Annotated in this window: 18 protein-coding genes; 12 read left to right on the forward strand and 6 right to left on the reverse strand. The window is 67.5% G+C overall.

Annotated features, from left to right (window positions below):
• Positions 1-26 precede the first annotated feature (26 nt).
• The 3 genes from G3I17_RS17370 to G3I17_RS17380 are packed head-to-tail and all read left to right on the forward strand — an operon-like array spanning position 27 to position 2634.
• Positions 27-1073, forward strand: a complete 1047-nt coding sequence (locus G3I17_RS17370) for a type III polyketide synthase (RefSeq protein ID WP_164597421.1) — start codon at positions 27-29, stop codon at positions 1071-1073.
• 11 nt (positions 1074-1084) lie between these two features.
• Complete coding sequence (locus tag G3I17_RS17375) at positions 1085-1600, forward strand: isoprenylcysteine carboxyl methyltransferase family protein (RefSeq protein ID WP_164597911.1); 516 nt, start codon at positions 1085-1087, stop codon at positions 1598-1600.
• Entirely contained in the window at positions 1597-2634 is a 1038-nt protein-coding gene (locus tag G3I17_RS17380) for an FAD-dependent monooxygenase (protein ID WP_164597423.1), read from the forward strand. Before G3I17_RS17375 ends, G3I17_RS17380 begins: the two co-directional genes overlap by 4 nt.
• Positions 2635-2889: 255 nt before the next feature.
• Here G3I17_RS17380 and G3I17_RS17385 read toward each other — a convergent pair whose 3' ends face one another.
• Positions 2890-4443 (reverse strand): helix-turn-helix domain-containing protein, encoded by a 1554-nt coding sequence (locus tag G3I17_RS17385; RefSeq protein WP_164597425.1) that lies wholly within the window; start codon positions 4441-4443, stop codon positions 2890-2892.
• A gap of 91 nt (positions 4444-4534) precedes the next feature.
• Between G3I17_RS17385 and G3I17_RS17390 the strand changes: the two genes are divergently transcribed.
• Complete coding sequence (locus tag G3I17_RS17390; RefSeq protein ID WP_164597428.1) at positions 4535-5803, forward strand: FAD-dependent oxidoreductase; 1269 nt, start codon at positions 4535-4537, stop codon at positions 5801-5803.
• A gap of 949 nt (positions 5804-6752) precedes the next feature.
• Here G3I17_RS17390 and trxA read toward each other — a convergent pair.
• Both trxA and G3I17_RS17400 read right to left on the reverse strand, forming a co-directional pair.
• Positions 6753-7142 carry a thioredoxin gene (gene trxA / locus G3I17_RS17395; protein ID WP_164597431.1) on the reverse strand — a complete coding sequence of 130 codons (390 nt, stop codon included), beginning with the start codon at positions 7140-7142 and terminating at the stop codon, positions 6753-6755.
• An 88-nt stretch (positions 7143-7230) separates the two neighbouring features.
• Complete coding sequence (locus tag G3I17_RS17400; RefSeq protein WP_164597433.1) at positions 7231-8106, reverse strand: aldo/keto reductase; 876 nt, start codon at positions 8104-8106, stop codon at positions 7231-7233.
• A 406-nt stretch (positions 8107-8512) separates the two neighbouring features.
• Between G3I17_RS17400 and G3I17_RS17405 the strand changes: the two genes are divergently transcribed.
• From G3I17_RS17405 to G3I17_RS17440, 8 genes are all read left to right on the forward strand, one after another.
• Positions 8513-9844, forward strand: coding sequence for a conjugal transfer protein (locus G3I17_RS17405; RefSeq protein WP_164597434.1), 1332 nt, complete (start codon positions 8513-8515; stop codon positions 9842-9844).
• Between the two features lie 49 nt (positions 9845-9893).
• Positions 9894-10181, forward strand: coding sequence for a hypothetical protein (locus tag G3I17_RS17410; RefSeq protein WP_164597436.1), 288 nt, complete (start codon positions 9894-9896; stop codon positions 10179-10181).
• The gene (locus G3I17_RS17415; RefSeq protein WP_164597439.1) at positions 10181-10753 is read left to right on the forward strand and encodes a hypothetical protein; all 573 of its coding nucleotides are present in this window, start codon (positions 10181-10183) and stop codon (positions 10751-10753) included. Before G3I17_RS17410 ends, G3I17_RS17415 begins: the two co-directional genes overlap by 1 nt.
• Positions 10753-13638, forward strand: a complete 2886-nt coding sequence (locus G3I17_RS17420) for an ATP-binding protein (RefSeq protein ID WP_164597441.1) — start codon at positions 10753-10755, stop codon at positions 13636-13638. Before G3I17_RS17415 ends, G3I17_RS17420 begins: the two co-directional genes overlap by 1 nt.
• A gap of 161 nt (positions 13639-13799) precedes the next feature.
• Positions 13800-15641 (forward strand): type IV secretion system protein, encoded by a 1842-nt coding sequence (locus G3I17_RS17425; protein ID WP_164597443.1) that lies wholly within the window; start codon positions 13800-13802, stop codon positions 15639-15641.
• A gap of 220 nt (positions 15642-15861) precedes the next feature.
• Positions 15862-16539, forward strand: a complete 678-nt coding sequence (locus G3I17_RS17430; protein ID WP_164597446.1) for a hypothetical protein — start codon at positions 15862-15864, stop codon at positions 16537-16539.
• Positions 16540-16543: 4 nt separating this feature from the next.
• The gene (locus G3I17_RS17435) at positions 16544-17707 is read left to right on the forward strand and encodes a hypothetical protein (protein WP_164597448.1); all 1164 of its coding nucleotides are present in this window, start codon (positions 16544-16546) and stop codon (positions 17705-17707) included.
• A 234-nt stretch (positions 17708-17941) separates the two neighbouring features.
• Entirely contained in the window at positions 17942-18778 is an 837-nt protein-coding gene (locus G3I17_RS17440; RefSeq protein WP_164597450.1) for a M48 family metalloprotease, read from the forward strand.
• A gap of 18 nt (positions 18779-18796) precedes the next feature.
• Here the strand turns inward: G3I17_RS17440 and G3I17_RS17445 are convergent, their stop codons facing one another.
• The 3 genes from G3I17_RS17445 to G3I17_RS17455 are packed head-to-tail and all read right to left on the reverse strand — an operon-like array spanning position 18797 to position 22190.
• A complete protein-coding gene (locus tag G3I17_RS17445) occupies positions 18797-19897 on the reverse strand; it encodes a winged helix DNA-binding domain-containing protein (RefSeq protein WP_164597452.1) in 1101 nt (366 codons plus the stop codon).
• A gap of 41 nt (positions 19898-19938) precedes the next feature.
• Positions 19939-20730, reverse strand: a complete 792-nt coding sequence (locus G3I17_RS17450; protein WP_164597454.1) for an SDR family oxidoreductase — start codon at positions 20728-20730, stop codon at positions 19939-19941.
• Entirely contained in the window at positions 20727-22190 is a 1464-nt protein-coding gene (locus G3I17_RS17455; protein ID WP_164597457.1) for an NAD(P)/FAD-dependent oxidoreductase, read from the reverse strand. The genes G3I17_RS17450 and G3I17_RS17455 overlap by 4 nt, the downstream gene beginning before the upstream one ends.
• Between the last annotated feature and the right edge of the window lie 21 nt (positions 22191-22211).

The raw sequence follows: 22211 nt of genomic DNA on the forward strand, positions 1-22211 counted from the left end.
CGGGTCACCGACCCAACGATGCCACGATGACGCGGATCGCCGCGGTGCAGGCCGCGTTGCCGCCGCACCGCTATGCGCAGTCGGAGTTGACGGATGCCTTCGCAGAGATCTGCCTGCCCGACGGCAAGGGCATCGGGCTGCTCCGCCGGCTGCACGCGAACGCGGGGGTGTCGCACCGGCATCTGGCGCTGCCGCTCGAGCAGTACGGCGTACTGAAGGACTTCGGCGAGGCCAACGACGCGTGGATCTCGGTGGCGGTCGACCTGGGCGCCGAGGCCATCTCGGGGGCGCTCGCGGCGGCCGGGCTGACGGTGGATGACGTAGACGTGCTGATGTTCACCACCGTAACGGGGATTGCCGCGCCGTCGATCGACGCGCGGGTCGCCATGCGGCTCGGGCTGCGGGAGGACGTCAAGCGTCTGCCGCTGTTCGGGTTGGGGTGTGTCGGGGGAGCGGCGGGGATCGCGCGGTTGCACGACTACCTCAAGGCCTGGCCGGGGCAGGTCGCAGTACTGCTCTCGGTGGAGCTCTGTTCGCTGACGCTGCAGCGCGACGACTCGTCCCTGCCCAACCTGGTCGGTGGGGCGCTCTTCGGTGATGGGGCGGCGGCGGTAGTACTGACCGGGTCGGAGCATCCCGCGGCGGCGGGTCCGTCGGTGGTGGCGACGCGGTCGCGGCTCTACCCCGACTCGGAGCGGGTGATGGGGTGGGACATCGGGTCGGGCGGGTTCCGGATCGTGCTCGGCGCCGACGTACCGCAGGTGGTCCGGAAGTACCTCGGTGGCGACGTGACCGCGTTCCTCGCGGCGCACGGCCTGACCATTCCGGAGATCGGGACGTGGGTGAGTCATCCGGGTGGACCGAAGGTGCTCGAGGCTGTCGCGGAGACGCTGGAGTTGAGACCGGGCGCGCTCGACCTGACCTGGAAATCACTCGCCGCCGTCGGCAACTTGTCGTCGTCGTCGGTGCTGCACGTGCTCGGTGACACCCTGCGCCTGGATCCTTCGGGGATGGGTGTGTTGCTCGCGATGGGCCCAGGCTTCTGTTCCGAGCTCGTACTCCTGGAGTGGTGATGGACTCGTCGTTGTGGTGGTACGTCGCCCTGGTGCTCGTCGTCGGGCTCGAACGGGTGGCCGAGCTGGTCGTCTCGCTGCGCAATGCGGCGTGGAGTTTCAAGCAGGGCGGGGTGGAGTCCGGCAAGGGGCACTACCCGTTCATGGTGGTGCTGCACACCGGGTTCCTGGTCGGCTGTCTGGTCGAGGCGATCGTGGCGGACCGGCCGTTCATCCCGGCGCTGGGGTGGTCGATGTTCGCGGTGGTGTTGCTGGCGCAGGGGTTGCGCTGGTGGTGCATCGGGGTGCTCGGGCAGCAGTGGAACACGCGCGTGATCGTCGTACCGGGGTTGCGATTGGTTGCTGCTGGCCCCTATAAGTTCCTGCGCCATCCGAACTACGTGGCGGTGGTCGCGGAGGGGGTCGCGCTGCCGCTGGTGCACACGTCGTGGGTGACCGCCGTGGTGTTCCTGCTGCTGAACATCCCGTTGCTGACAGTCCGGATCCGTGCGGAGGAAGCGGCGTTGGACACTGCGCTGACCAAGTGATCGACCTCCTCGTCGCAGGTTGCGGCCCAGCCGGCGCCGCCACCGCCATCCGCGCAGCGTTAGCCGGCCTGTCGGTGGCCATCGTCGAGCCACGGGCGTCCCCGATCGACAAGGCCTGCGGCGAGGGCATCGCTTTCAGCGCGGTGGAGTATCTGACCCGCCTGGGCGTGCAGCTGGACGGCCGCCCCTTCCACGGCATCCGCTACTTGGATTCATCGCACGTCGTCGACGCCCGTTTCCGCCTGGGTCCAGGCCTCGGGGTACGCCGTACTGCCCTCCAGCGCGCCCTCGCCAACCGCCTGGCCGAGCTAGAGGTGCCGATCATCCGCACCCGCGTCGAAACCATCACCCAAAACCAGCAGTCAGTCACGGCCGCTGGCATCACCGCCCGCTACCTAGCGGCAGCCGACGGCCTCCACTCCCCAATCCGGCGACAGTTACACCTGTCCTCCTTGCCTCGCCCTTCCGCAGCCCGCGACGCGGCTGCGTTGCGTCGCGGGCTGCGGCGGCATTACAGCGTCCGGCCGTGGTGCGATCTCGTGGAGGTCTACTGGTCTTCCCTCGGCGAGGCCTACGTGACTCCGGTCGCCGACGACCTCGTCGGCGTCGCCATCCTCACCTCTGCCCGGGGGTCCTTCGACTCTCACCTCGAAGCCTTCCCTGCGCTCAAGCGCCGACTGGCCGGAGCCTCCGAGGCGACCTCGGTGCTGGGCGCTGGTCCACTACGCCAGCGGGTGCGCGGTCGGGTTGCCGGGCGGGTGTTGCTGGTCGGTGACGCGGCGGGTTATGTCGACGCGTTGACCGGCGAAGGCATCGCAGTAGCTTTGCGGACCTCTGCCGAACTGGTCCGGTGCATCCAGGCCGACCAGCCGGCGGCGTACGACGCGGCCTGGCGGCGGGTCTCCTGGGAGTGCCGGTTCCTCACCGGTTCGTTGCTCTGGGCCCGCAACAGGTCGTTGCTCGCTCCCCGTATCGTCCCGGCGGCGGCGCGACTGCCGAAGATTTTCGGTGCCATCGTCAACCAACTCGCCTGAAAGCCCCTGAAAACGCGCGTTGGCCCGGCGATCGCTCAGACAATCGCCGGGCCCACACGCGACCGAGCATCCTGGTGAAATGCTCGCTCGGGTTGCTCCAGCCTCCTGGTGAAAGGCTGGAACGATCTGGCCCCAGCCTCCTGGTGAAAGGCTGGGACAAGCTCTCGGTGTTTCTGAGTTAAAGATTGCCAGCCTCATGTTGCCCATCCATTGCCGGAATATGAAGCCTTGTTACCTAGCTCTGTGGCCTACGTCTCAGTGCTCCGTGCGAACAGCCGCGATCTGCAGCTGCAGCGCCAGCCGTTCACGGGGGTTGGTCAGGTCCAGCCGGGCGATCTCGCCGATCCGTTTCATCCGGTGCCGCAGCGTGTTCGTGTGCAGATGCAGCTCCCTGGCCGCCTGCTGCGGCTGGCCGGGATAGTTCAGCCAGGCCTGCAGGGTGTCGACGAAGGCGGTGTCGTGCTCGATGTCATGCCGTAACAAAGTCGCGAGCGGCCCGTCCAGCTTGGTCGTGTCAAGCGAGGTCACCGCCCGATGAACGGTCAGGATGTGCCAGGCCTGCTCCACCCGCAGCGCCGGGCCAGGCGCGAGCCCACGGCGTACCAGGCCTAGTAGCTCGACCGCCTCAGCCCGCGAGCTGGGGAGGTCTGCGGCACCACGGGCACGCCCGCCGGCCGCGGCCGTAGTACCGGGGGACTCTTTGGTGAGGTCTATGACGAGTTTGCGGAGCCAGCGCCAGGAGCCGGGGCCGTCGCCGTCCGAGACGACTGCCAGGACAGTCCCGTCCAGGTCGGCCAGCTGTGGCTCGCTCCATCCATGGCGGCGACCAGTGGACTCCCAGAGGTCCAGCTCCTGCGGTACGTCGTACGCGCCGGGTGAACCGAGCGCGACCACCCGCCACGGCGGCGCCGGCAGCCGTACGTCGAGCGGAGCGTCGGGGGAGAACTGCCGCAGGACAGTGCGCAGCCGGTCGATCGCACTGCGCCTGGCGACGTCAGCCTGAGCCCTGAGCCGCAGTAGGTGCAGCGCGAGGACAGATGCGGCGTTACTGAGCTCAGTAGTCACCTCTGCACTCACAGGACCATCCACCACGGCCCAGATGGACCCCAGCCACTCACCACCCGCCCGAACCGGTACTACGAGACGCGGGCGGATCCCATTAGGCCCGTCGGGGACCAGGAAGGGCTCACTCGACCGGGCGAGGCGCCGGAAGATCCCTCGGGCCCTGAAGTGCGCTATGACCTCAGCAGGCACCCGACGGCCAACGATCGTCGACACCCGGGTTGGGTCGGTGTCCGTGAGGTTATGGAGGCTCGAGTAGGCAAGCACTCGGGACTGGTTGTCCTCGATCGTCACTGGAGCGTCGACGATGGCGGCAGCGGCATCGGCCAGTGCGAAGAGCTCCTGATGTACTCCGGCGTCACCTGCGACGGGGGAGTCCGGAGAGGCCGCCCTGTCGATTACGCCTCGCAGTAGCCACACCACGTGGGCCCAGGTGACCGTCGGCTGCAGCGCGACCAGGGTGATGTGCCTCTTCTCCGCCTGGGTCACCACGGCGGGGTCCCGGGCGAGTGTTGTGCGCAGGATGATGCCCGAGGCGCTACCGACGGCACAGCGCTCCACCAGCTCTACTGCGTCCTCCGAGCTGCCCAGGCCGAAGCCCAGGACCAGGTCGCCCGCCTGGCCGGTCGAGTCCTCCTGCGGGTCGGCCAGGAAAACGTCACGCACCTCACCGTCGCCCTGGCCGGCGACGACGATCTCGAAAAGGGCCGGTCCGACGGCAACGACCAGGTCAGGGACGGTGATCATGAAGGTTATTGTGCTCTTGCCACTGTCCTTGGGGCCAGCTGTGGTGCGATCGCACCATGACAGCGGTTCCGGGCGGCCGCACCATCGATACATGGTCGCTTCCGTGCAAGGCACTCACATCGTCCCGGACCGGGTCGCCGTAGTCGGCGCCGGCATGGTCGGTCTCGCCACCGCCTGGTTCCTCCAGGAGGCCGGCGTAGAGGTCACCGTGCTTGATCGCGAGGGTGTCGCCGCGGGCGCCTCCTGGGGCAACGCGGGCTGGCTGACCCCCGGCCTGGCGACTCCGCTGCCGGAGCCGGCGGTCCTCAAGTACGGCGTCCGTGCGGTCCTGAGCCCCTCCTCGCCGGTCTATGTACCGCCGACGGCGAGCCCGCGGCTCATCTCGTTCCTGACCCGCTTCGCTCGCAACAGCACCGCCGGACGCTGGAAGACCGCGATGGAGGCGCTCGTCCCGATCAACCGGCAGGCGCTCAACGGCTTCGATGCGCTGGCCAAGGCGGGGGTCGAGGCCGAGACGTACGAGGCCAAGTCGTTCCTCGCGGCGTACCGGACCGAGGCCGAGCGCTCGGTGCTGCTCGAGGAGATCGAGCACATCCACGCGGCCGGCCAGGGGATCGAGTTCGAGGCCATCACCGGTGACGACGCTCGCGAGATCGAGCCGTCGCTGTCGGACGAGATCGGTGCGGCGATCCGGCTGCACGGTCAGCGCTTCATCAACCCGGGCGAGTACGTGAACATGCTCGCCGACTCGGTCCGCGCTCGTGGCGGCAAGATCGTCACCGGCGTGACGGTGAAGGACATCGTGGACGAGATCCGCGGCGTCCGGATCGTCACCGCCGACGGCGAGAGCACGCCGTACGACGCGGTCGTGATGGCCACCGGCGCGTGGCTCGGCGACCTGGCCCGGCAGTTCGGCGTACGGACCGTCGTGCAGGCGGGTCGCGGCTACAGCTTCAGCGTGCCGATCGCGCACGTACCGGCCGGTCCTGTCTACTTCCCGGCGCAGCGGATCGCCTGTACGCCGCTGGGCGACCGGTTGCGCGTGGCCGGGATGATGGAGTTCCGCAAGCCCGACGCGAAGCTCGACCCGCGCCGGATCGACGCGATCGTGGAGGCGGCCCGGCCGCTGCTGCGGGACGCCGACCTGGACGCTCGCACCTTCGAGTGGGTCGGCCCGCGTCCCTGCACCCCGGACGGCCTGCCGCTGATCGGCGCCACCTCCTCACCCCGCGTCTTCGCCGCCGGCGGCCACGGCATGTGGGGCATCACCCTCGGCCCGATCACTGGCCAACTGCTCGCCGAGACCATCACCACCGGCCGTACGCCGGTCGAGCTGGCCCCCTTCAACCCACTCCGCTGACCGGCCACACCTGACCACACGAGTCCGGCCACAGACGGACTCCTCCCAGCCCGGCTGCAGCCGGCCACCCAGAGCACGGCTGCAGCCGAGCTCACCACCCAACCGACCACCCTCGAACTCCCGTCGCGGCCGAGTCGTACCCCAGCCGCCTCACCGCGACGGGACCAGGCGGCCTCCACCCTGCAGGAGACCACCAGCCGGCCCCGTACATCTCCCGGGGCTCCGGCAGCACCACCCCGGGTCCGCGATTCCGCGGCAACCCGGCGCACCACCCGATCCGCTCACCACGGACCGGTCAGCACCACCCGGCCCACCGTGACCCCACGGAGCCGGCGCACGACCCCGGGTTCCCTCACCACGGACCCGGCAGCATCACCCGGGCCACAGTCCGGCGTACGACCCGAGTTGCTCACCACGGCTCGGTAGCACCACCCGCGACTCCCGCCCTGCCGGGAAGCCGCAGCACCACCGGCCCCGCCTCAGCGGGAGCCAGCACCACCAGCGACGTCCCGGCCCCTGTCGGGAAGCCGCAGCACCACCCGGTATCCGCACGGCGCCTGCTCTGTGGATACCGGCCGCAGCACCCGCGACTCCCGCCCAGTTGGGAGACCCGCGGTGCAGGACCCGGGTTCCGCGAAGCCTCACTCGCGGAACCCGGCAGCGGTCCACACCGAGCGCCTGGCGGGGACCGCGAGTGCATGACCCGGCTCCCGCGATGCCGCGCGGGAGCCGGCCGCACCACCTGGTACTCCGACCCCGGAGTACCAGCGGTCCTCGGGCGGAGGACCGTCGCACCGCCTGCCTCGGCCAACGACGCCGAGCCAGAAGAGAGCGTGGCTCCCCTCGGGGAGCCACGCTCTGTCTACGTAAGCTCGGTGAAAACAGAAGCGGTCCGGACCTGATGACCAGGTCCGGACCGCTTCTTCAGCTATGACTGCAGCGCTGAGGCTCAGTGCGTGTGCGGCTCCGTGCCGTGCTCGGCCTCGTGGGCCGCGATCTGCGCGCGGACCTCTTCCATGTCGACCGCGCGAAGCTGGGTGATCAGGTCCTCCAGCGCCGCGGCCGGCAGGGCGCCGGGCTGCGAGTACAGAACGACACCGTCGCGGACAGCCATCAGCGTCGGGATGGAGCTGATCTGGAACGCCTGGGCCAGCTCGACCTGGGCCTCCGTGTCCACCTTGCCGAAAGTGATGTCCTCATGCGTCTCGGACGATTTCTCGAACACCGGTCCGAACATCTTGCACGGACCGCACCACTCCGCCCAGAAATCCACCAGGACGAGCCCGTCGGAACCGACGGTCTTGTCGAAGTTCTCCTGGGACAGCTCGACCGTTGCCACTACGACCTCCGAAGTTAGACGAATACCCCCTACACAACAGCACGGGAGCCGTCAGTGTTCCCGGCCCCGCGCACCGCGGTACGGGGGATCAGAACGGCATGTCGGCGAACGGGGACTCGTAGTCCCGCACCTCGTCAAGGATGGCAGCCGCGTCCTCCGGACTGAGCCCGGCGCGCTCCTGCTCGGCCTGAATCATCTGCTTGAGCAGTTTCGTCTCACCGGCGGTCGCGAGCCCGGTGATCTCCGGATGCCCGTTCAGCAGCCAGGCTGTGGCGGCCGTCACATACCGCTGGTCGTCGAAGGGCTGGTACCAGGTGTCGTACGCCTTGTTCTCGCCTTCGCGCCAGTTCCGCCGGGCGATCATCTTGATCGTCATCAGCGCAGCGTCACTGGCCTGGACGGCCTCCACCAGCGCTGCGTAGTCGTCGGCGTACCGCGAATCGGTGGACAGCTTGTAGTTCAGCGGCGTCAGCACGCTGTCGAAGTCGAACCGGCGCAACCCCTCGCGATGCACCGACGGCGCCTCGGCGGTGTGCCCGGTGATGCCGATCGCCGACACCATGCCCTCCTCCTTGGCCCGGATCGCGGCCTCGAGCGAGCCGCCCTTGCCGGTGACCAGGTCGAGGTTCTCCAGATCGCAGACGGCGTGCATCTGGATCAGGTCGAGATGATCGGTCTGCAGCCGCTCCAGTGAGCGGTTGATCTCCGACCACGCCTCGTCGTACGTGCGCCGTCCGGTCTTGGTGGCCAGGAAGATCCGGTCCCGGATCTCCGGCATCCGCGGCCCGAGCCGCAGCTCGGCGTCGCCGTAGTCGGCCGCCACGTCGAAATGGTTGATCCCGGCGTCGAGCGCCTCCTGGATCGAGGCGTCGGCGCGGTCTTGGTCCACTCCGCCGAGCGATGCCGCGCCGTAGATCAGTACCGAGCTCTGGTGCTCCAGCCGCCCGAGTCGACGAGTCTCCATGCTTGTCCTTCCAAAGGTCCGCAGGTTGGTCAAACACTAGTACTTTGACCCCGCGCCACGGGAGAGTTTTCCACAGGGCGGACCGGCAGATCGGTTACTATCTGTGATCAGTTGGATCGTTCCGCTTACCATGTTGTTCGCACGGATTTTCGAACCTGTCGGGACCGTGTGGCATGGTTTGCGCTGCCTGATCGACCGGTCGGGCATGAGAGAGGAGTTATGGAGACGGTACCGAAGGTGTCACGCTTCACCCGTGAATGTGCACCGAGCGCGGAAGCGGGTAACAGTATGGCTGCGGGGAGCGATGCAACATCCGGATCCTGGTCTGGGGTCTCCCGATGGACAGTTGCTTGCCGTATTCTCCCGGCTACTGTCCGCGTAACTGCTGTCTGAGGGGCGGGTAGCGATGAGTTGGTGGCGAACGTTGCTGAATCTGCCGCCAAAAGGTGAGCACTGGGCGGACCAGAAGCGCACTAAGAAGCCGGGCAAGCAACGCCCGCAGAGCAACACCGCACCGGAGTGGTGGTCCCACCCCGATGGCCCGGTGTCACCCACGCCTCGCCAGGCGCAGGGGGTAGCAGCGCAGTACAGCCAACCCCAGCCGCCGAACACCGGTGGACTGATGGCACCGCCGCGCCGTCCGCAGCAGCCCGGCGCCCAGCCACCGGCCGGCCAGGCGCCGCCGGGGCAGGTACCGCCAGGTCAGGCGCCCGGCCAGCCCCCGGCAGCCCGTAGTACGGGCCAGCCGCCGGTGCCCGGGAACAGGCAGCCCGAGCGACTCCGGCAGCGATCGCCGCACGGCGCCCACGCGGCGCCCGGTCCGGTCCGCGAGCCGATCCTCGAGCCCAACCAGACTCCTTGGTCGACCGAGCCGGAGACGTCCTTCTCAATTTGGGGCAAACGTTTCCTTCGCGGCTTGGCGGTCGCGGTCCTGCTGCTCGCCGCGATCAGCGGCGTCCGGTCCTGGGTCCGGCCGAACTCGACCACCACGACCAACGGCGGAGTCAGCCAGACCGGCTTCCCGGCGGACGAGGCCCGCGCGGTCGCGAGCCGGTACGCGGTCTCGTACCTGAACTGGGACGAGGCCAACCCTGACGCGCGCCCGGCCCAGATCGGCCTCGACCTCGCCGCCGGCCTGGATACCCGGGCCGGCTGGAACGGCCGCGGCAAGCAGACCGCGGGTAACCCCTACCCGGGTGAGGTCAAGGTCGACGCCGGCGGCGTGGTCGCGGTCGTCGACGTCCGGGTCCAGATCCGGGTGTTCACCAAGTCGGGCCGCAGCTACCTGCCCGGTCCGTACACCTGGCAACGCGTCTCCGTGCCGGTGGTGCGGACGGCGTCGCGGGTCGTCGCCAGCGGCCCGCCCACCTTCGTCGCCGACGAGCGGGCCGCCCTGCCCGACAACATGCCGGAAGCCGGCGTACCGGACGACGATCTGACCGCGGTGACGATGAAGGACGCCGAGGCCTTCTTCAGCGCGTACGCCGAGTCCGACGCGAAGGTGGAAGCGGTGACCGCACCAGGCGCCGCGATCCGCAGCCTCAACGGTGTCGTCAAGCTCGGCGACCTGAAATCCTGGCAGGTCTACACCGGAAACGATAACGAGCGCCGAGCCACGGCTGCCGTTACCTGGGACGGGGCCGGGGACACCACCCTCGACCAGACCTATTCGCTCACTCTTCGGCGTACTGTCGCCGCGGACGGAGCACAGCGATGGCAAGTGGCTGCCGTCGGATGACCACAGCAGACTGCCGTCGGATGATCAGAGCACCAAGGGAGATACCGCAATGATGACGCACCAACTCGTCGCGAGCGTGGTGGAGCTCACCGCGCCGATGGCCGACAGCAACGTCCCCACGGGGGCGGACTTCAAGGACTGGGTCCTGGTCATCGCGGGGAACATCTTCATCGCGATCCTGGTCCTGCGCGCGATCGGGCACTACTTCAAGCGCGAGTGGGGCGAGCTGTTCGGTCACATCGCGGCCGGTGTCCTGGTCGGTGGCCTGATCTACGCCAACAACCAGACGATCAACGTGCTCAAGGGCTTCTGGGGATTGCTGGCCGGAGGTAATTGATGCGTGTCGGTCGCACCCTGACCCACCACTTCGAGATCGAGACCCGGCAGTACGACCTGCTCGGCATCGACCTCGGAGAAGGCGCCCGTCGGCGGATGATCATCTTCGGTGCGGTGATCATCCTCGTCTGGATCGCCCTGCTCGTCCCGTTCATCGGGGTGCCGCAGAAGGCCACCGTCAGCCTGTACGTCGTACCGCCGTTCGTGATCACCGCGTTCGGCTGGCGGGCCGGTAAGCACCACGAACGCCGCCGCCGCGTGACCGAGTGGGCGCTCGCCGTCCGCTATGCGTTGCGCGCCCACCGCCCGATCATCGGACTTGGCGCCCGGGCCGCCGACAAGACGGAGTACCTGCCCTGGCGTGAGCGCGTCGCAACCCAGAAGGTGGCCAACCTGGCGAAGGCCAGAGTGACGCCCGAATGGGAACGCGAGGACGTGGTGGAGCTCGACCCGCAGATCCGCGCCGGCGCGGAGATCACCGTGAACCAGCGGGCCCGCCTCCTCGGGGCGGACCACGTGCAGAGGGTCAGTCGCAGGACATCGTCGGGACACAGCCGAAATAAGGGGCACTGATGAAGATCGCTGACAAGCTCCTGAACCTGGTCGGTGTCGGCCGCGAGCGCGGCCTGCCGCCGCCACGCCTGGTCGCCATCGCCGACGGTCTGCTGGTGACCGAGCGCAGCGCCGAGGCATGGTTCCTGATCTCGGTCGCGAACACCGACCTGGCCACCGAGGGCGAGCAGGACGCCGCTCTCGACGCCGCGGTCAGTGCCGCCGCGACCATCCTCGGTGACCGGCTCAGCCACCTGAAGGTGGTCTGGGGCCGATCCACCGGCCAGGACTACATCGACAGCATCGCCGGTCACTACCGGATCGGCGACCACGAGGGCTGGGCGCAGACCCGCGCCGACCGGATCGACGAGATGCGGATGCCGGAGCGCTACGTCGCGCTCGGCGTCCACCTCAGCGACCGCGACCCGCGCGCGACCGCCCAGGTCCGCGGCTCGATCAGCGACGCCCTCGGTACGACGTCGTGGCGGGTGAGCGCGCGCGAGCTCGCGCACCTGGACGAGCGCGTCCACAAGCTCGCCCGTCAGCTCGGCTCGACCGTCTGGCGCGCGCACACGGCTCCGGCCGAGGTGATCTCCTGGCTGATCAGCCGTGAGATGCACCGCGGCGCGGTAGCCGCACCCCGTCGCGGCCTGATCACCGGCGCCTCGCTGGCCCGCCTCACGTCCGGCCGGGTCGTGCCCTACACCGACCACCTGCGCATCTACGACTCCCGCGGTCAGATCGCGGCGTACACGAGTGTGCTGGCGATGACGGACTTCCCCGAGGAGCTCGAGACCCCGGGCGCGGGGGAGTGGCTGCGGACGCTGTCCGAGATCAAGGCGATCGACGACGACGGCGACGAGATCGACGTCACCGTCGAGGCCTCGGTACGGTTCCGGGTACTGACCAAGAAGACCGCGCGGCACTTAGTCGACGAGACCCGCAAGAGCGCCAAGGAACAGCGCCGCTCCGCCGCGAAGGGCACCGCCGAGGAGACCGCCGACGAGATCGTCGAGACCGAGCGGATCATGCGCGAGGTCAAGCGCGACATCAACCGCAGCGGCCTCACCCTGGTCGAGGACCACCCCCGCCTACTGGTCAGCGCGGACACCCGCGAGGACCTCGAGGCGTACGTCGACGCCGTCGTCGCGCACTACGCCGACCGAGGCATCACGGTGGCCGCCGGCGCGGACGAGCAGCGCGACCTCTGGCTGGAATCGCTGCCAGGCGACCAGCTCCGGGTGCCCGACCTCGGCCATGTCCGGGAGTCGACCGCGTTCTTCGGATCCTGGTTCTGGGGCGGCGCGTCGATCGGTGACGCGACCGGTCCGTCGATCGGCTACCTGACCGGCTCGACGCCTGGCCTGGTGCGTTTCGACGCGGCTGCCGGTTCGGCCCTGGGCGACGCGACGACCACCTTGTTCCTCGGCCGGTCGGGTCGAGGCAAGACGACTGCTGCCATGCTCGGTGGCCTCGACTCGGCTTTCGCCGGGGCATGGGTGCCATTGCTGGATCTGAAGGGTGATGCGGCAGGCGTTTCGGCGGTAGCCGCGGAGTACGGCGTACCGACTGCCGTCATCGAGATCACCGCGCAGTTCTCCGGTGCTGCCGACCTGCTGCGCGTACTACCTGTGGACGACGCCTTGCTGCAGGCGCCGTCGCAGTTGATGTTGCTGCTGCCGCCGCACCTGCGTGGTGCCGCGGAAGCTCCGGTGATGGCGGCGACGCGTGCGGAGATCCAGTCGCCCGACCCGTCGTCGTGGGGAGTCATCCAGCGGCTGTGCGCGGCCGAGTCGGAGACCACCCGGACGGTCGGTTTCGCGTTGCGCGACCTGGTCGAGACGGGCCTCGGTTCGGTCGTCGCCGGCCCGCCGTCCGGCCTCTCGTCGCTGACCACCAACCCGGGCCTGTGGGTAGTACAGATGCCTGGCCTGACTCTGCCCTCGCCGGAGTCCGCGCCTGAGTCGTGGTCCCCGATCGAACGGGTCGGCATGGCCTGCCTGCGCGGCTGCCTTGCCTGGATGGTCCGTACCACCGGCCGCCGCGAGTTCCGTGGCCGCTCCAAGGTCGTCATCGTCCCCGAGGTCCACCTGCTCACCAAGACGCCCGACGGCGCCTCGTTCCTCGACTACATCGCCCGAGTAGGCCGTGCCCTGGGCGCCTCCCTGGTCCTGGACACCCAGGACCCAGCCTCAATCCTGAAGCTCCCCGGCCTGGTCGAGCAGATCACCACCCTGTTCGCCTTCAGCCTCCGCTCCCGCGAACAGGTCGACTCCCTGCTGGAGCTCCTCGGCCGCCCCCAAACAGCGCCGTACCAAACCCTCGTCCGAGGCATCAACACGGCAGCCAACGGCAAGAGCATCCGCCACGGCCACTGCATCATGCGAGACCGCTGGGACGAGGTCGCCACCGTCCAGATCGACATCCCCAGCCAACGGGTCGCCGAACTCCTCCGCACCACCCCCGAGTCCGAACACGACCTGGAACCCACCCAGCCGATCCTCGCCCCCTACGAAGACCCAGACCCCTTCGCCGAAGACGACGAAGACCGCGCCAACGCCCTACAACCGGCCGCCGCCGCAACAGCCCAAGCCGAAGCCCACACCCAGGACCCCACCCAAGACGCCCCCCTCCCCTCAGTCCCAGTAGTAGAAACCTCCTCCCACCACGCCCCCACCAGCACCTCACACACGCTTTCCAACGGCGTCACCGCCCCACCCCCGCCCCCACCCCCCAACGGCGTAGACCACCACCACCCACCCCGCTACGAAGAACCAATCGGCCCCAGCGAGGTCTACGACCAAGAAGCCGACGAAGCCTCCTACAACGAAGCGATGTACCCCGCCAGCGACCCGGACCCCACCAAGTCCAACAACAGCTCCGGCAAGAAGGAGCACGTCGCATGAAGTGGTCTCGCCGCCTCAGAACGGCGCTGACCACCCTCGCGATCTCCTTCATAGTCACCGCCCAACTAGCCCTAGCAGCCGACCCCACCGGCCCCACCAACCCCACCGGCTTCGGCGACCTGCTCCCGACCCCGGATCTGACCGGCGGGGACACCCGAACCTTGTTCGAGCAGTACAGTCCTACGGTTTACGGGCTCGACTTCGAGACGAGCTTCAGGGACCCGATCCAGGCCGTGTTCAACGGCTACGCGCACATGGTGATGATGTACATCGTGGCGATCACGCGGGCCGCGATCTCGGTCGGATGGTGGCTCTTCTCGTTCACCGACATCAAGCCGCTGACACAAACAGCATCCGCGGCCATCGGCGCGGTGAATACCGAGTTCGTCGGCTGGTTGTTGCCGTCCGCTTTGGCTTTCGGTGCGATCGCCGCCTACGCCCAGAAGCGTGCGAGCGGAAGCGCGATGGGGCAACTGGTGTGGGTCTTCGCCGCCGGGCTGCTGGCAACAAGTTTCGCGGTTGCGCCATCGACCTGGCTGACCGGCGTTGACGGAGCTCGCCAGATCGGTTCAGATGCCGTGGTCGGTACTTCGACACATGTGCTCGGCGACACCGTCAAGGTGCCGATCACTATGCCGGAACCAAGCTTTTCCGGCACTGACCGCGACACTCTGCTACGGAAGTCCGGCGACGCGACCTGGAGGGCGTTTGCGGCCACTCCGTGGTGTGTCGCGGAATTCGGCTCGCTCGCCGCTTGCCAGCGCTACGGCAAGGCCCTGCTGGACAAGGGAACTGATGGTGACGCTCGCAAGGAGTACATCGACAACGAGGTCAGCAAGGCCGAAGGTGGCGGCGACGCTGCCACAGTCAAGTGGGCCAAAGGGGACAATCCGTTCGGTCGAGTCGGAGTACTCACGCTCGGCGCTATCGCCGCGACCCTCTTCGCCTTCCTGACGATCTCGTTGGCGTTCACTGCCTTGATGGCCTTCGTCGGATGCATGTTGTTGCTGGTTGTCGGCGTCCTGTTCGCCTGTCTCTGGGCCGTGCCGGGCCGAACCAGACAATGGGGGATGAACTGGTTCGAGGCTCTCCTCGGCCTCGTCCTGCAATCGATCCTCGCGCTCCTCGTGTTCTCGACGACCCTGGCCTTGGTGACAGCAGTCTTCGGGCTCACTGACACGCTCGGCTGGCTGCCTGTCAGCGGCCTCGCGATCGCTGTTCTGATCGCTGGGTTCCGGCTTCGCAGACTCTTCGAGAGCATGAGTTCGATGATGCGGCCTGGAGCGGGCAGTCTGCTGATGGGTGGGTTGGCCCGCCGTGGTGCGACATCGGCCGTTCGTCGGTTGATGGGTGCTGTGGGCAGTCGTGCAGCCAGTCCGACCATTGGTGAACGGGTGGCCGGCAAGGGAGGCGCTCGAGAGGCCAGCGTCGAGAGGGTGGCATCTGTACGAATCTTCCGGCAGGCACCTGTGCTTGGCGGAGCCCGAGGCGCCGCCGGATCACCACAGCGGCCCGCCCAAGAGTTGGCAGCAGGAAACGACCGACGCGCAATCGAGGCAGCTGGTAGTTCCAAGGGCGCCGGATCAATCGGCCGGGCCGATGCTCAGTCGACCAGGGCGAAGGACCAGGCTCAGTACGTCCAGGCAGCTGCATCTGGTCCAAACCAGGGTGGCGATGGCCGTGGTTCTTCTCGACGAAAGACGATCTCTGTCGGCTATAGCTCCGGTGGTGGCGTGACTTCCTCAGCGGTGGCGCCGACGACCTCCAGTGGCGGCAGCCCTGCTGAGTCGAAGCGTCCTCGCCATGCCCGGGATACCCCTCAACCGCAGGGGGGTAGCCGTTTCGAACCCCGAGTAAACGCACACTCGGCCAGCCTGCGTGATGGTCCGCCCAAGGTGGCGCGGGAACGGCGACGTCCGGCGCCTGGTGGCACACGTCGATTCCGCGAGTACTCCAAGGTGACCAAGGACGGAGTGACCGTCATGGTGCCGACCCGCAGGTGAGCACGGGATGAGTAGGCGGGAAGGCAAACGGCAACGCGGGAGTAAGCGTCCCCACGAGGCCGACGATGCGGCCAGCGACCGGCCACGCCCAGAAGCGCCGGAGAACTGGCGTGATGTGGTGCGTCCGGACTATTCCTATCCCGACGAGATTGACGACCTCCGGCGGAGGGATAGGCGTCGGGCAAAACGATCCTGGCGACGCGATGACCAGGCAGAGCGGATGGCGTGGCTGCGTCAGCAGAGACAGGCCGAGCCGACCAGTCCGGTGACGGTGATCGTTGCAATCGTCATCCTGGCGATTGTCGTGCTCGGTCTGGGTGGTGGCCTGCCGCGGTTGCTCGGCCAGGATGAGCCCGCGGGTAAGGACGTCGGGCTACTCACGCCTTCACTGCCCCCGGAACCGCCTGGCCAATCTGAGCCGGCACCAACCGCACCCGCTTCTACTCTGTCGCCAAGCTCCTCGATCTCCACGCCACCGGTGCTTACGGAGCGGCCGTCCGCTCTGGCGACTACCGGGGCGGTCGATGTGGTTACGAGGTGGGCTCGAACGTTCTACACGCGAGACCCCGGTGCTGAGACCTACGGCGATCTGGTCGCGAAGACCGACCCGATGATCAGTGGTGAGGTGGCCGACAGCCTGCTTGCCGCTGGAGATTCGACCTATGACGCTTTGAAAGCCGATGGGGACAAGTCGAGCGTTGCTTCCGTGGTCGTCAGTGCGCCGAAGCCGGACTCGGCACCGGTCGACACGCCGACCCGGATAAGCCGTCTGGTTACCGTCACAATCGATATCACCGGCAAGCATCCGGACCGGATCGTTCTGCCGCTGGTGGTGACGTTGGTGCCGGAAGGCACTGTCTGGGTCGTGAGCGACTTGAATGGTGGGTCAGGCCCGTGACGGAGTGGGTGAGCTGCTCATGTTGACGGAGCGAGAAGCCGGCGGCGTCCTGGGCGCGATGGTGGGTAAGTCGATGGTGTTGAAAGCAATCGGCTTGATGGCGATTGCTGGCTTGCTCGGACTGGCGCTCATCCTGCCCTTCGGAGCAGGCGGCGACCGGTTCGTCGCAAGCTGCCCGGCAGGAGATGGCGGCCGGGTCGATGACCCAGGTGCGGATGCGCCGACCCGTGCGCGACAGGTCGCTTTCGCCAAGATCATCGATGGTGTAGCGGTTGCTCGCGGTCTCCCAGGAAGAGCCACCCTGGTCGCCCTGATGACTGCTTTGCAGGAGTCCCAATTGGAGAACATCGACTACGGAGACCGGGACTCTGTCGGGCTCTTCCAGCAGAGGCCGTCAGCGGGCTGGGGGACGGTTCAGCAGATTCTCGACCCGACCTATGCGGCCGAGGCCTTCTTCGGCGGTGCCAAACCGCCGAGCCCGCCTGGGCTGGTAGACATCGACGGATGGCCGACGATGGCATACACCGAAGCCGCACAGGCGGTTCAGGTCTCGGCCTTCCCGAACGCCTATGCCCGACACGAGCGCACCGCTCGAGCGATCGCTACAGAGGCTGGTATCGACATCGATCGCGCCGGCGATCCGTATGCCGGCCGGTCCGGCGTCAAACCGACAGCGGGTCCTGCCGACGGTGGATTTACGCTCGATGATTGCGATGAAGGGCAAGGCCTGATCGCGGGGCAACCGGTCAACGGTGTCTGGCCTCCTCAGGAGCAGACAGTGACCGATCCGACCGGTACCGGCGGCATGGTGACGCCTCGAACCGCGCTCTGGGTCAGCCAGGCAAGGGCTGCACTGGGCAATCCGCCGATGAGCTGCTGGGATCGCCACGCGTGGAACCCGACCAGCGATCATCCCAAGGGCAAGGCCTGCGATGTGATGGTTGGTGGTGACGCACGCAGATCGGCCCCCTTGCGGGTCAAGGGCGATCAGATTGCGAACTGGGCGATTCAGACTGCCGGGACAACCGGCGTCAGGTACCTGATCTGGTATGGCAAGATCTGGAGCTCTCGTACCGGGAGCTGGAAGCCCTACAACGGGGGCGGGGTCTACGATCCGAACGACGCGACAGGTGGTCACTACGATCATGTCCATGTGTCGATGTACTGATGGCAGAGGCGAAGTGTGAGTACTCCTGAGGGACCGATCGACAACTCGCCCCCGGATCCTCAGGCCTCGGGTCCCAACGGTCCGTGGCGAGGCCAACCGCAGGGCGGACCAGGACGGCCTCAGCTACCGCCACCGCGTCGGCCTCACGAAGCGATTCACGTGTCTGGTGGACCGTCCGGTGGGAGCCTCATCGGCGGTATCGGGCTGCTCGTCGCTGAGATCCTCAACGGCCTATTGTGGGTCGGCGTCAGTTTCATCATCATCTACTGGCTCTGTCAGGGCTTCGATCTCGAAGAACGCACGTGGGTGCTGATCATCAGCTGGCTGTGCTCTGGCCTGATCGTGCTGTGGCCCGGATCGGATGGCCTCGTCGCTCGCTATCTCTTGGGGCTCCGGCGCCCGACCATGGTCGAGGCGCAGCGGCTTGCTCCCAGCTGGCTGGCGGTCGCCGGCCGAGCTGGAGTGGATGCGAATCGCTACACCCTCTGGATCCAAGGGGCTGAGACTCCGACCGGCGCGGCCGCCGGTGGATGCACCGTCACGGTGACGGGATGGGCGCTCTACACGTTGCCGCCCAGCCATCTCGAGGCGGTGCTGGCGCATGACCTTGCAACACATCTGCACGGGCGCGGCTGGGTCAGCCGAATTGCTCTGTGGTACTCGGTGCCGACGCGCATCGTTGCCCTGGTAGTCCGCCAGCTCCTGAAGCTCAGCCGTACGGTACCCGCAGTTGGGTGCACGATCGTCGGCTTCCTGATGGTGTCCTATTTCGGATTCATCCTCGCTTCGCTGATCTTCTACGACAGCCTTCTGGTCCCCTTGCTCTTCCTCACCCCGCTGTTCGCTCCGCTGCTGTTCATCGGTGAGGCGAAGCTCCTCGAACGGATGGCTGACCGAGCTGTCGCCGACCTCGGCTATGCCCGCAAGCTTCTCGAGGTTCTTTACGGTTGGCAGGCTCAGCATCAAGAGACTTCGCGCAGGCTGGGGCTGATGCAGCCTGACTGGCTCGCTGGTCAGCCGTCGGTAGCCGAAAGGATCCGAGCCATCGAGGTCTACATCCAGTCTCGCTAGCTCTCCATCAACACAAAGTCACCCCAGAAACCTGACCTCACTGGCTGCGGCCTCAGTCGTGAAAGCTAGTAGCTGGTGAGCTTCGGACTCGATCGAGTTCCGGGCAGGCTTTGTCAATTTGGTGATTGGTTCGATCTCCAAGGTGGCAGACTTTTTGCCCTGTTTGGTTAGTTTCCAGAGGGCTGTTCCGCGGCCGTTGTGGAGGATGGAGCCGCGGGTTAGTACCTCTTGGAGGGTGAGGCGGGTGCGGTCGGCTTCGGTGATCCAGCGGGTGCGGTCGGCGTGGGAGAGGAGGAGGTTGTCGTATTCGGGGAGGAAGCGGGTGGGGACTTCGGTGTCCTCGTCGGGGAGAGGGGTGTCGGGGAGGTCGTAGAGGGTTCGGTTGGATTCTGCGTCTGTGTAGGTGACCAGATCCAGGCGGTCGAAGACTTCGGCCAGGCGGGTCAGGCCGGACCAGGATTGGGCGTCGGCTACTGAGGCCGGGCCGTAGGCCGCCAGGTAGCGGAGGACGACGGCGTCTACGTCGGGGGTGGGGGTGATGGGGGTGCCCAACCAGAGGTCGGCGGTGGTCATGGTGGGGTTGCCGCCCTTGCCCCAGATGCCGCGCGGGGGGACTTGGATGGTGGGGAGTAGGCAGCGGACTGCGTGCGCGAGGGAAGGGGCGTCGCGGTCGGGCCAGAGAGGGGCCAGGTGTTCGCGGAGTTCTACCGCAGTGGCTGGCGCGGTGGTCATTCGGGCTGTGCCGGCAGCGAGGACGGCGTCCATGTCGACGCCCTCCAGGCGGTGGCGGCCGTAGGTTTGGTTGGCGTAGACCTCGCGTTCCAGACGGGGCTGGATGAGCGGGCGGATGGCCAGGAAGTCGCGGCTGGAGACCAGGTGGATGGTGGCTCGCATCATCGAGCCGCGGACCGCCTGACGGGTTTCCAGCAAAGAGGCAAGTTCAGCCGGGTCGAAGTCGGTGAGGCGGGTCCAGAGACCGACGTACGGGGCGAGGGGAGACTGGGCCTGCATGCCGACCAGGTGTTCGATCGCTTCCAGGGCAGTCGCGGAGCGGCGTTCGATCAGCCACTGACGGGCGAGGGTGGCGCGGTTCAGGGCTCGCAGACTCAACTTCCTCATGGCAGATCCTCTCCCGGGGTCGAGGAAAAGCGCCAGGCCGGCTACGTGCGGCGGGTGAAGGCTTCGAGGCGGGCTGTGTAGGAGGCCCGCGCAGCAGCGTCGGCGGCCAGGCCGCGATCGTCGCCGAGGAGGCGGCGGGCGAAAGCCATCAGGGGCTCGGGCACCAACCCGTCAAGCAAGCCCCAGCCGGCCAGGAAGCCTGGTACCGGGGTTTCGGCTCGGCGGGTGCGGCAGGTGCGGATCACGGCTGCGGCGACGTCGGCAGGGTCCACGGTCGGCAAGATGCCGCCCAGTCGGACGCCCGACGAGAGCGACGTCCGTACTGCGCTCGGCAGCACCGCGCTGACGCTGACCCCGGTCCCGTGCAGTTCCCGCCGTACCGCCGCCGACAACCCCACCGCCGCGTACTTCGAAGCGTTGTACACCGCCATCCCCGGAAACGGGATCTTGCCCGCCATCGAGGCGATGTTCACGACATGACCGTGGCCCTGGGCAACCATTCCCGGGACCACCAGCCGCATCCCGTGGATCAGCCCCCACACGTTGACGTCGAGCGTCGCCCGGCTGATCTCGTCGGGCTCGTCGAGGAACGGCCCGAGCGGCATCACCCCGGCGTTGTTCACCAGCACGTCGATCCGCCCCGCCTCGCCGAGAACCTCGTCCACGAAGGTCTTGTACGACGTACGCGAGGTCACGTCGAGTACCCGCGGACCGTCGAGATCGCCGACGAATACCGAAGCGCCCAAAGCCGAGAAGGCCGAAGCGGTCGCCGCCCCGATTCCGCGAGCGCCGCCCGTCACCACAACCACCGACCGGGATATGTCGAGCTTCATCGCACAACCTCCACACCAGAACGGATCGCGTAGTCGCCAGGGGAGAACCGGCCAACCTGAGCCCGCAGCCGCCGTGTCGACCAGGGCCAGTTGAAGCTGTTTCGGCCGTTCGCGTCGTGGTAATAGCTCGCACAGCCGCCGGTCTCGTAGACCGTCGACCCCAGAGCCGATTGCACCGCCGAGTTGAATGCGGACTGCACTTCAGGCCGTACGTCGATGCTCGACCACCCACTCCGCACCAACGCGCTCAAAGCCGCCAGCGTGTGATCGAGTTGCGCCTCCAGAATCATGAAGGCCGAGGTGTGCCCGGTCCCCAGACTCGGACCCAGCAGGTTGAAGAGGTTGGGGAAGCCGGCCACCGTCGTCCCGAGATAGGCGGACGGGCTGCCCTGCCAGTGGTCCTGCAGACTGCGACCGGAAGCATCGAAAACCCTTGTTGCCAAGGGCAAGTCGAGGATCTTGAACCCGGTGCCCAGGACAACCACATCCACAGCGGCGACCGATCCGTCGTCGCCGGTCACGGTGGACCCCGAGACCGACGCGACACCGGTCGGATGCACCTTGACGTTGTCGGAGGCAAGTGCCGGGTAGTAGTCGTTCGACATCAGGATCCGCTTGCACCCCAGCGTGTATGACGGCGTCAGCGCCGCACGCAGCAACGGATCACGGACCGCCCGCCGCAGGTGCCAGGCGCCCACCCGCTGGATCTGGCGCATGACCGCCGGGTGCCGGAAACCGACCCCGAGCGCCTCCATCGCGCCGTACTCCACAGCTCGCAAAGCGCGCTGAGCCGCAGGCACCCGCCGCATCAACCACCGCTCGGCCATCGGCACGGAGTGATCGGGCTTCGGCAGGACCCACTGCGCCGTCCGCTGGAAGAGATGCAGTGAGGACACCAGCGGTTGGATCGCCGGTACGAACTGCACCGCAGACGCGCCGGTGCCGATCACCGCGACCCGCTTCCCGCGGAGGTCGACCGAGTGATCCCAGCGCGACGAATGGAACAAAGGCCCGTCGAAATCCAGCGGCACCGACGGCAGCAACGGCTCATGCCAAGGCCCGGTCCCGGTGATCAGCACCCGGGCCGTCAGCTCACCGGCCGACGTCGAGACGACCCAATGCTGCGCAGAATCCGACCAAGAGGCTCGCAGCATCTCCACCCCGAAGCTCAAATGAGAAGACACCCCGTACTGCGCCGCCGTCGACTCCAGATACGCGCGGATCTCCGCCTGCCCGGCAAACGCCCGGGTCCAGGACGGGTTCGGCGCGAAGGAATACGAGTACAACGCCGACGGTACGTCGCACGCGCACCCTGGATATGTGTTGTCCCGCCACGTCCCACCCAGGGACGAAGCCTTCTCCAGGACGACGAAGGAGGTGATCCCGGCCTGCTGCAGCCGGATCGCCGCCCCGATCCCGGAAGCGCCCGCTCCAACGATCAGTACCTCGTGGTCAGCCATATCCGGAGACTAGCGGTATCT

Origin of the sequence: Streptomyces sp. SID13031 (assembly GCF_010548305.1) — a bacterium.
Taxonomy (GTDB): Bacteria; Actinomycetota; Actinomycetes; order Propionibacteriales; family Kribbellaceae; genus Kribbella.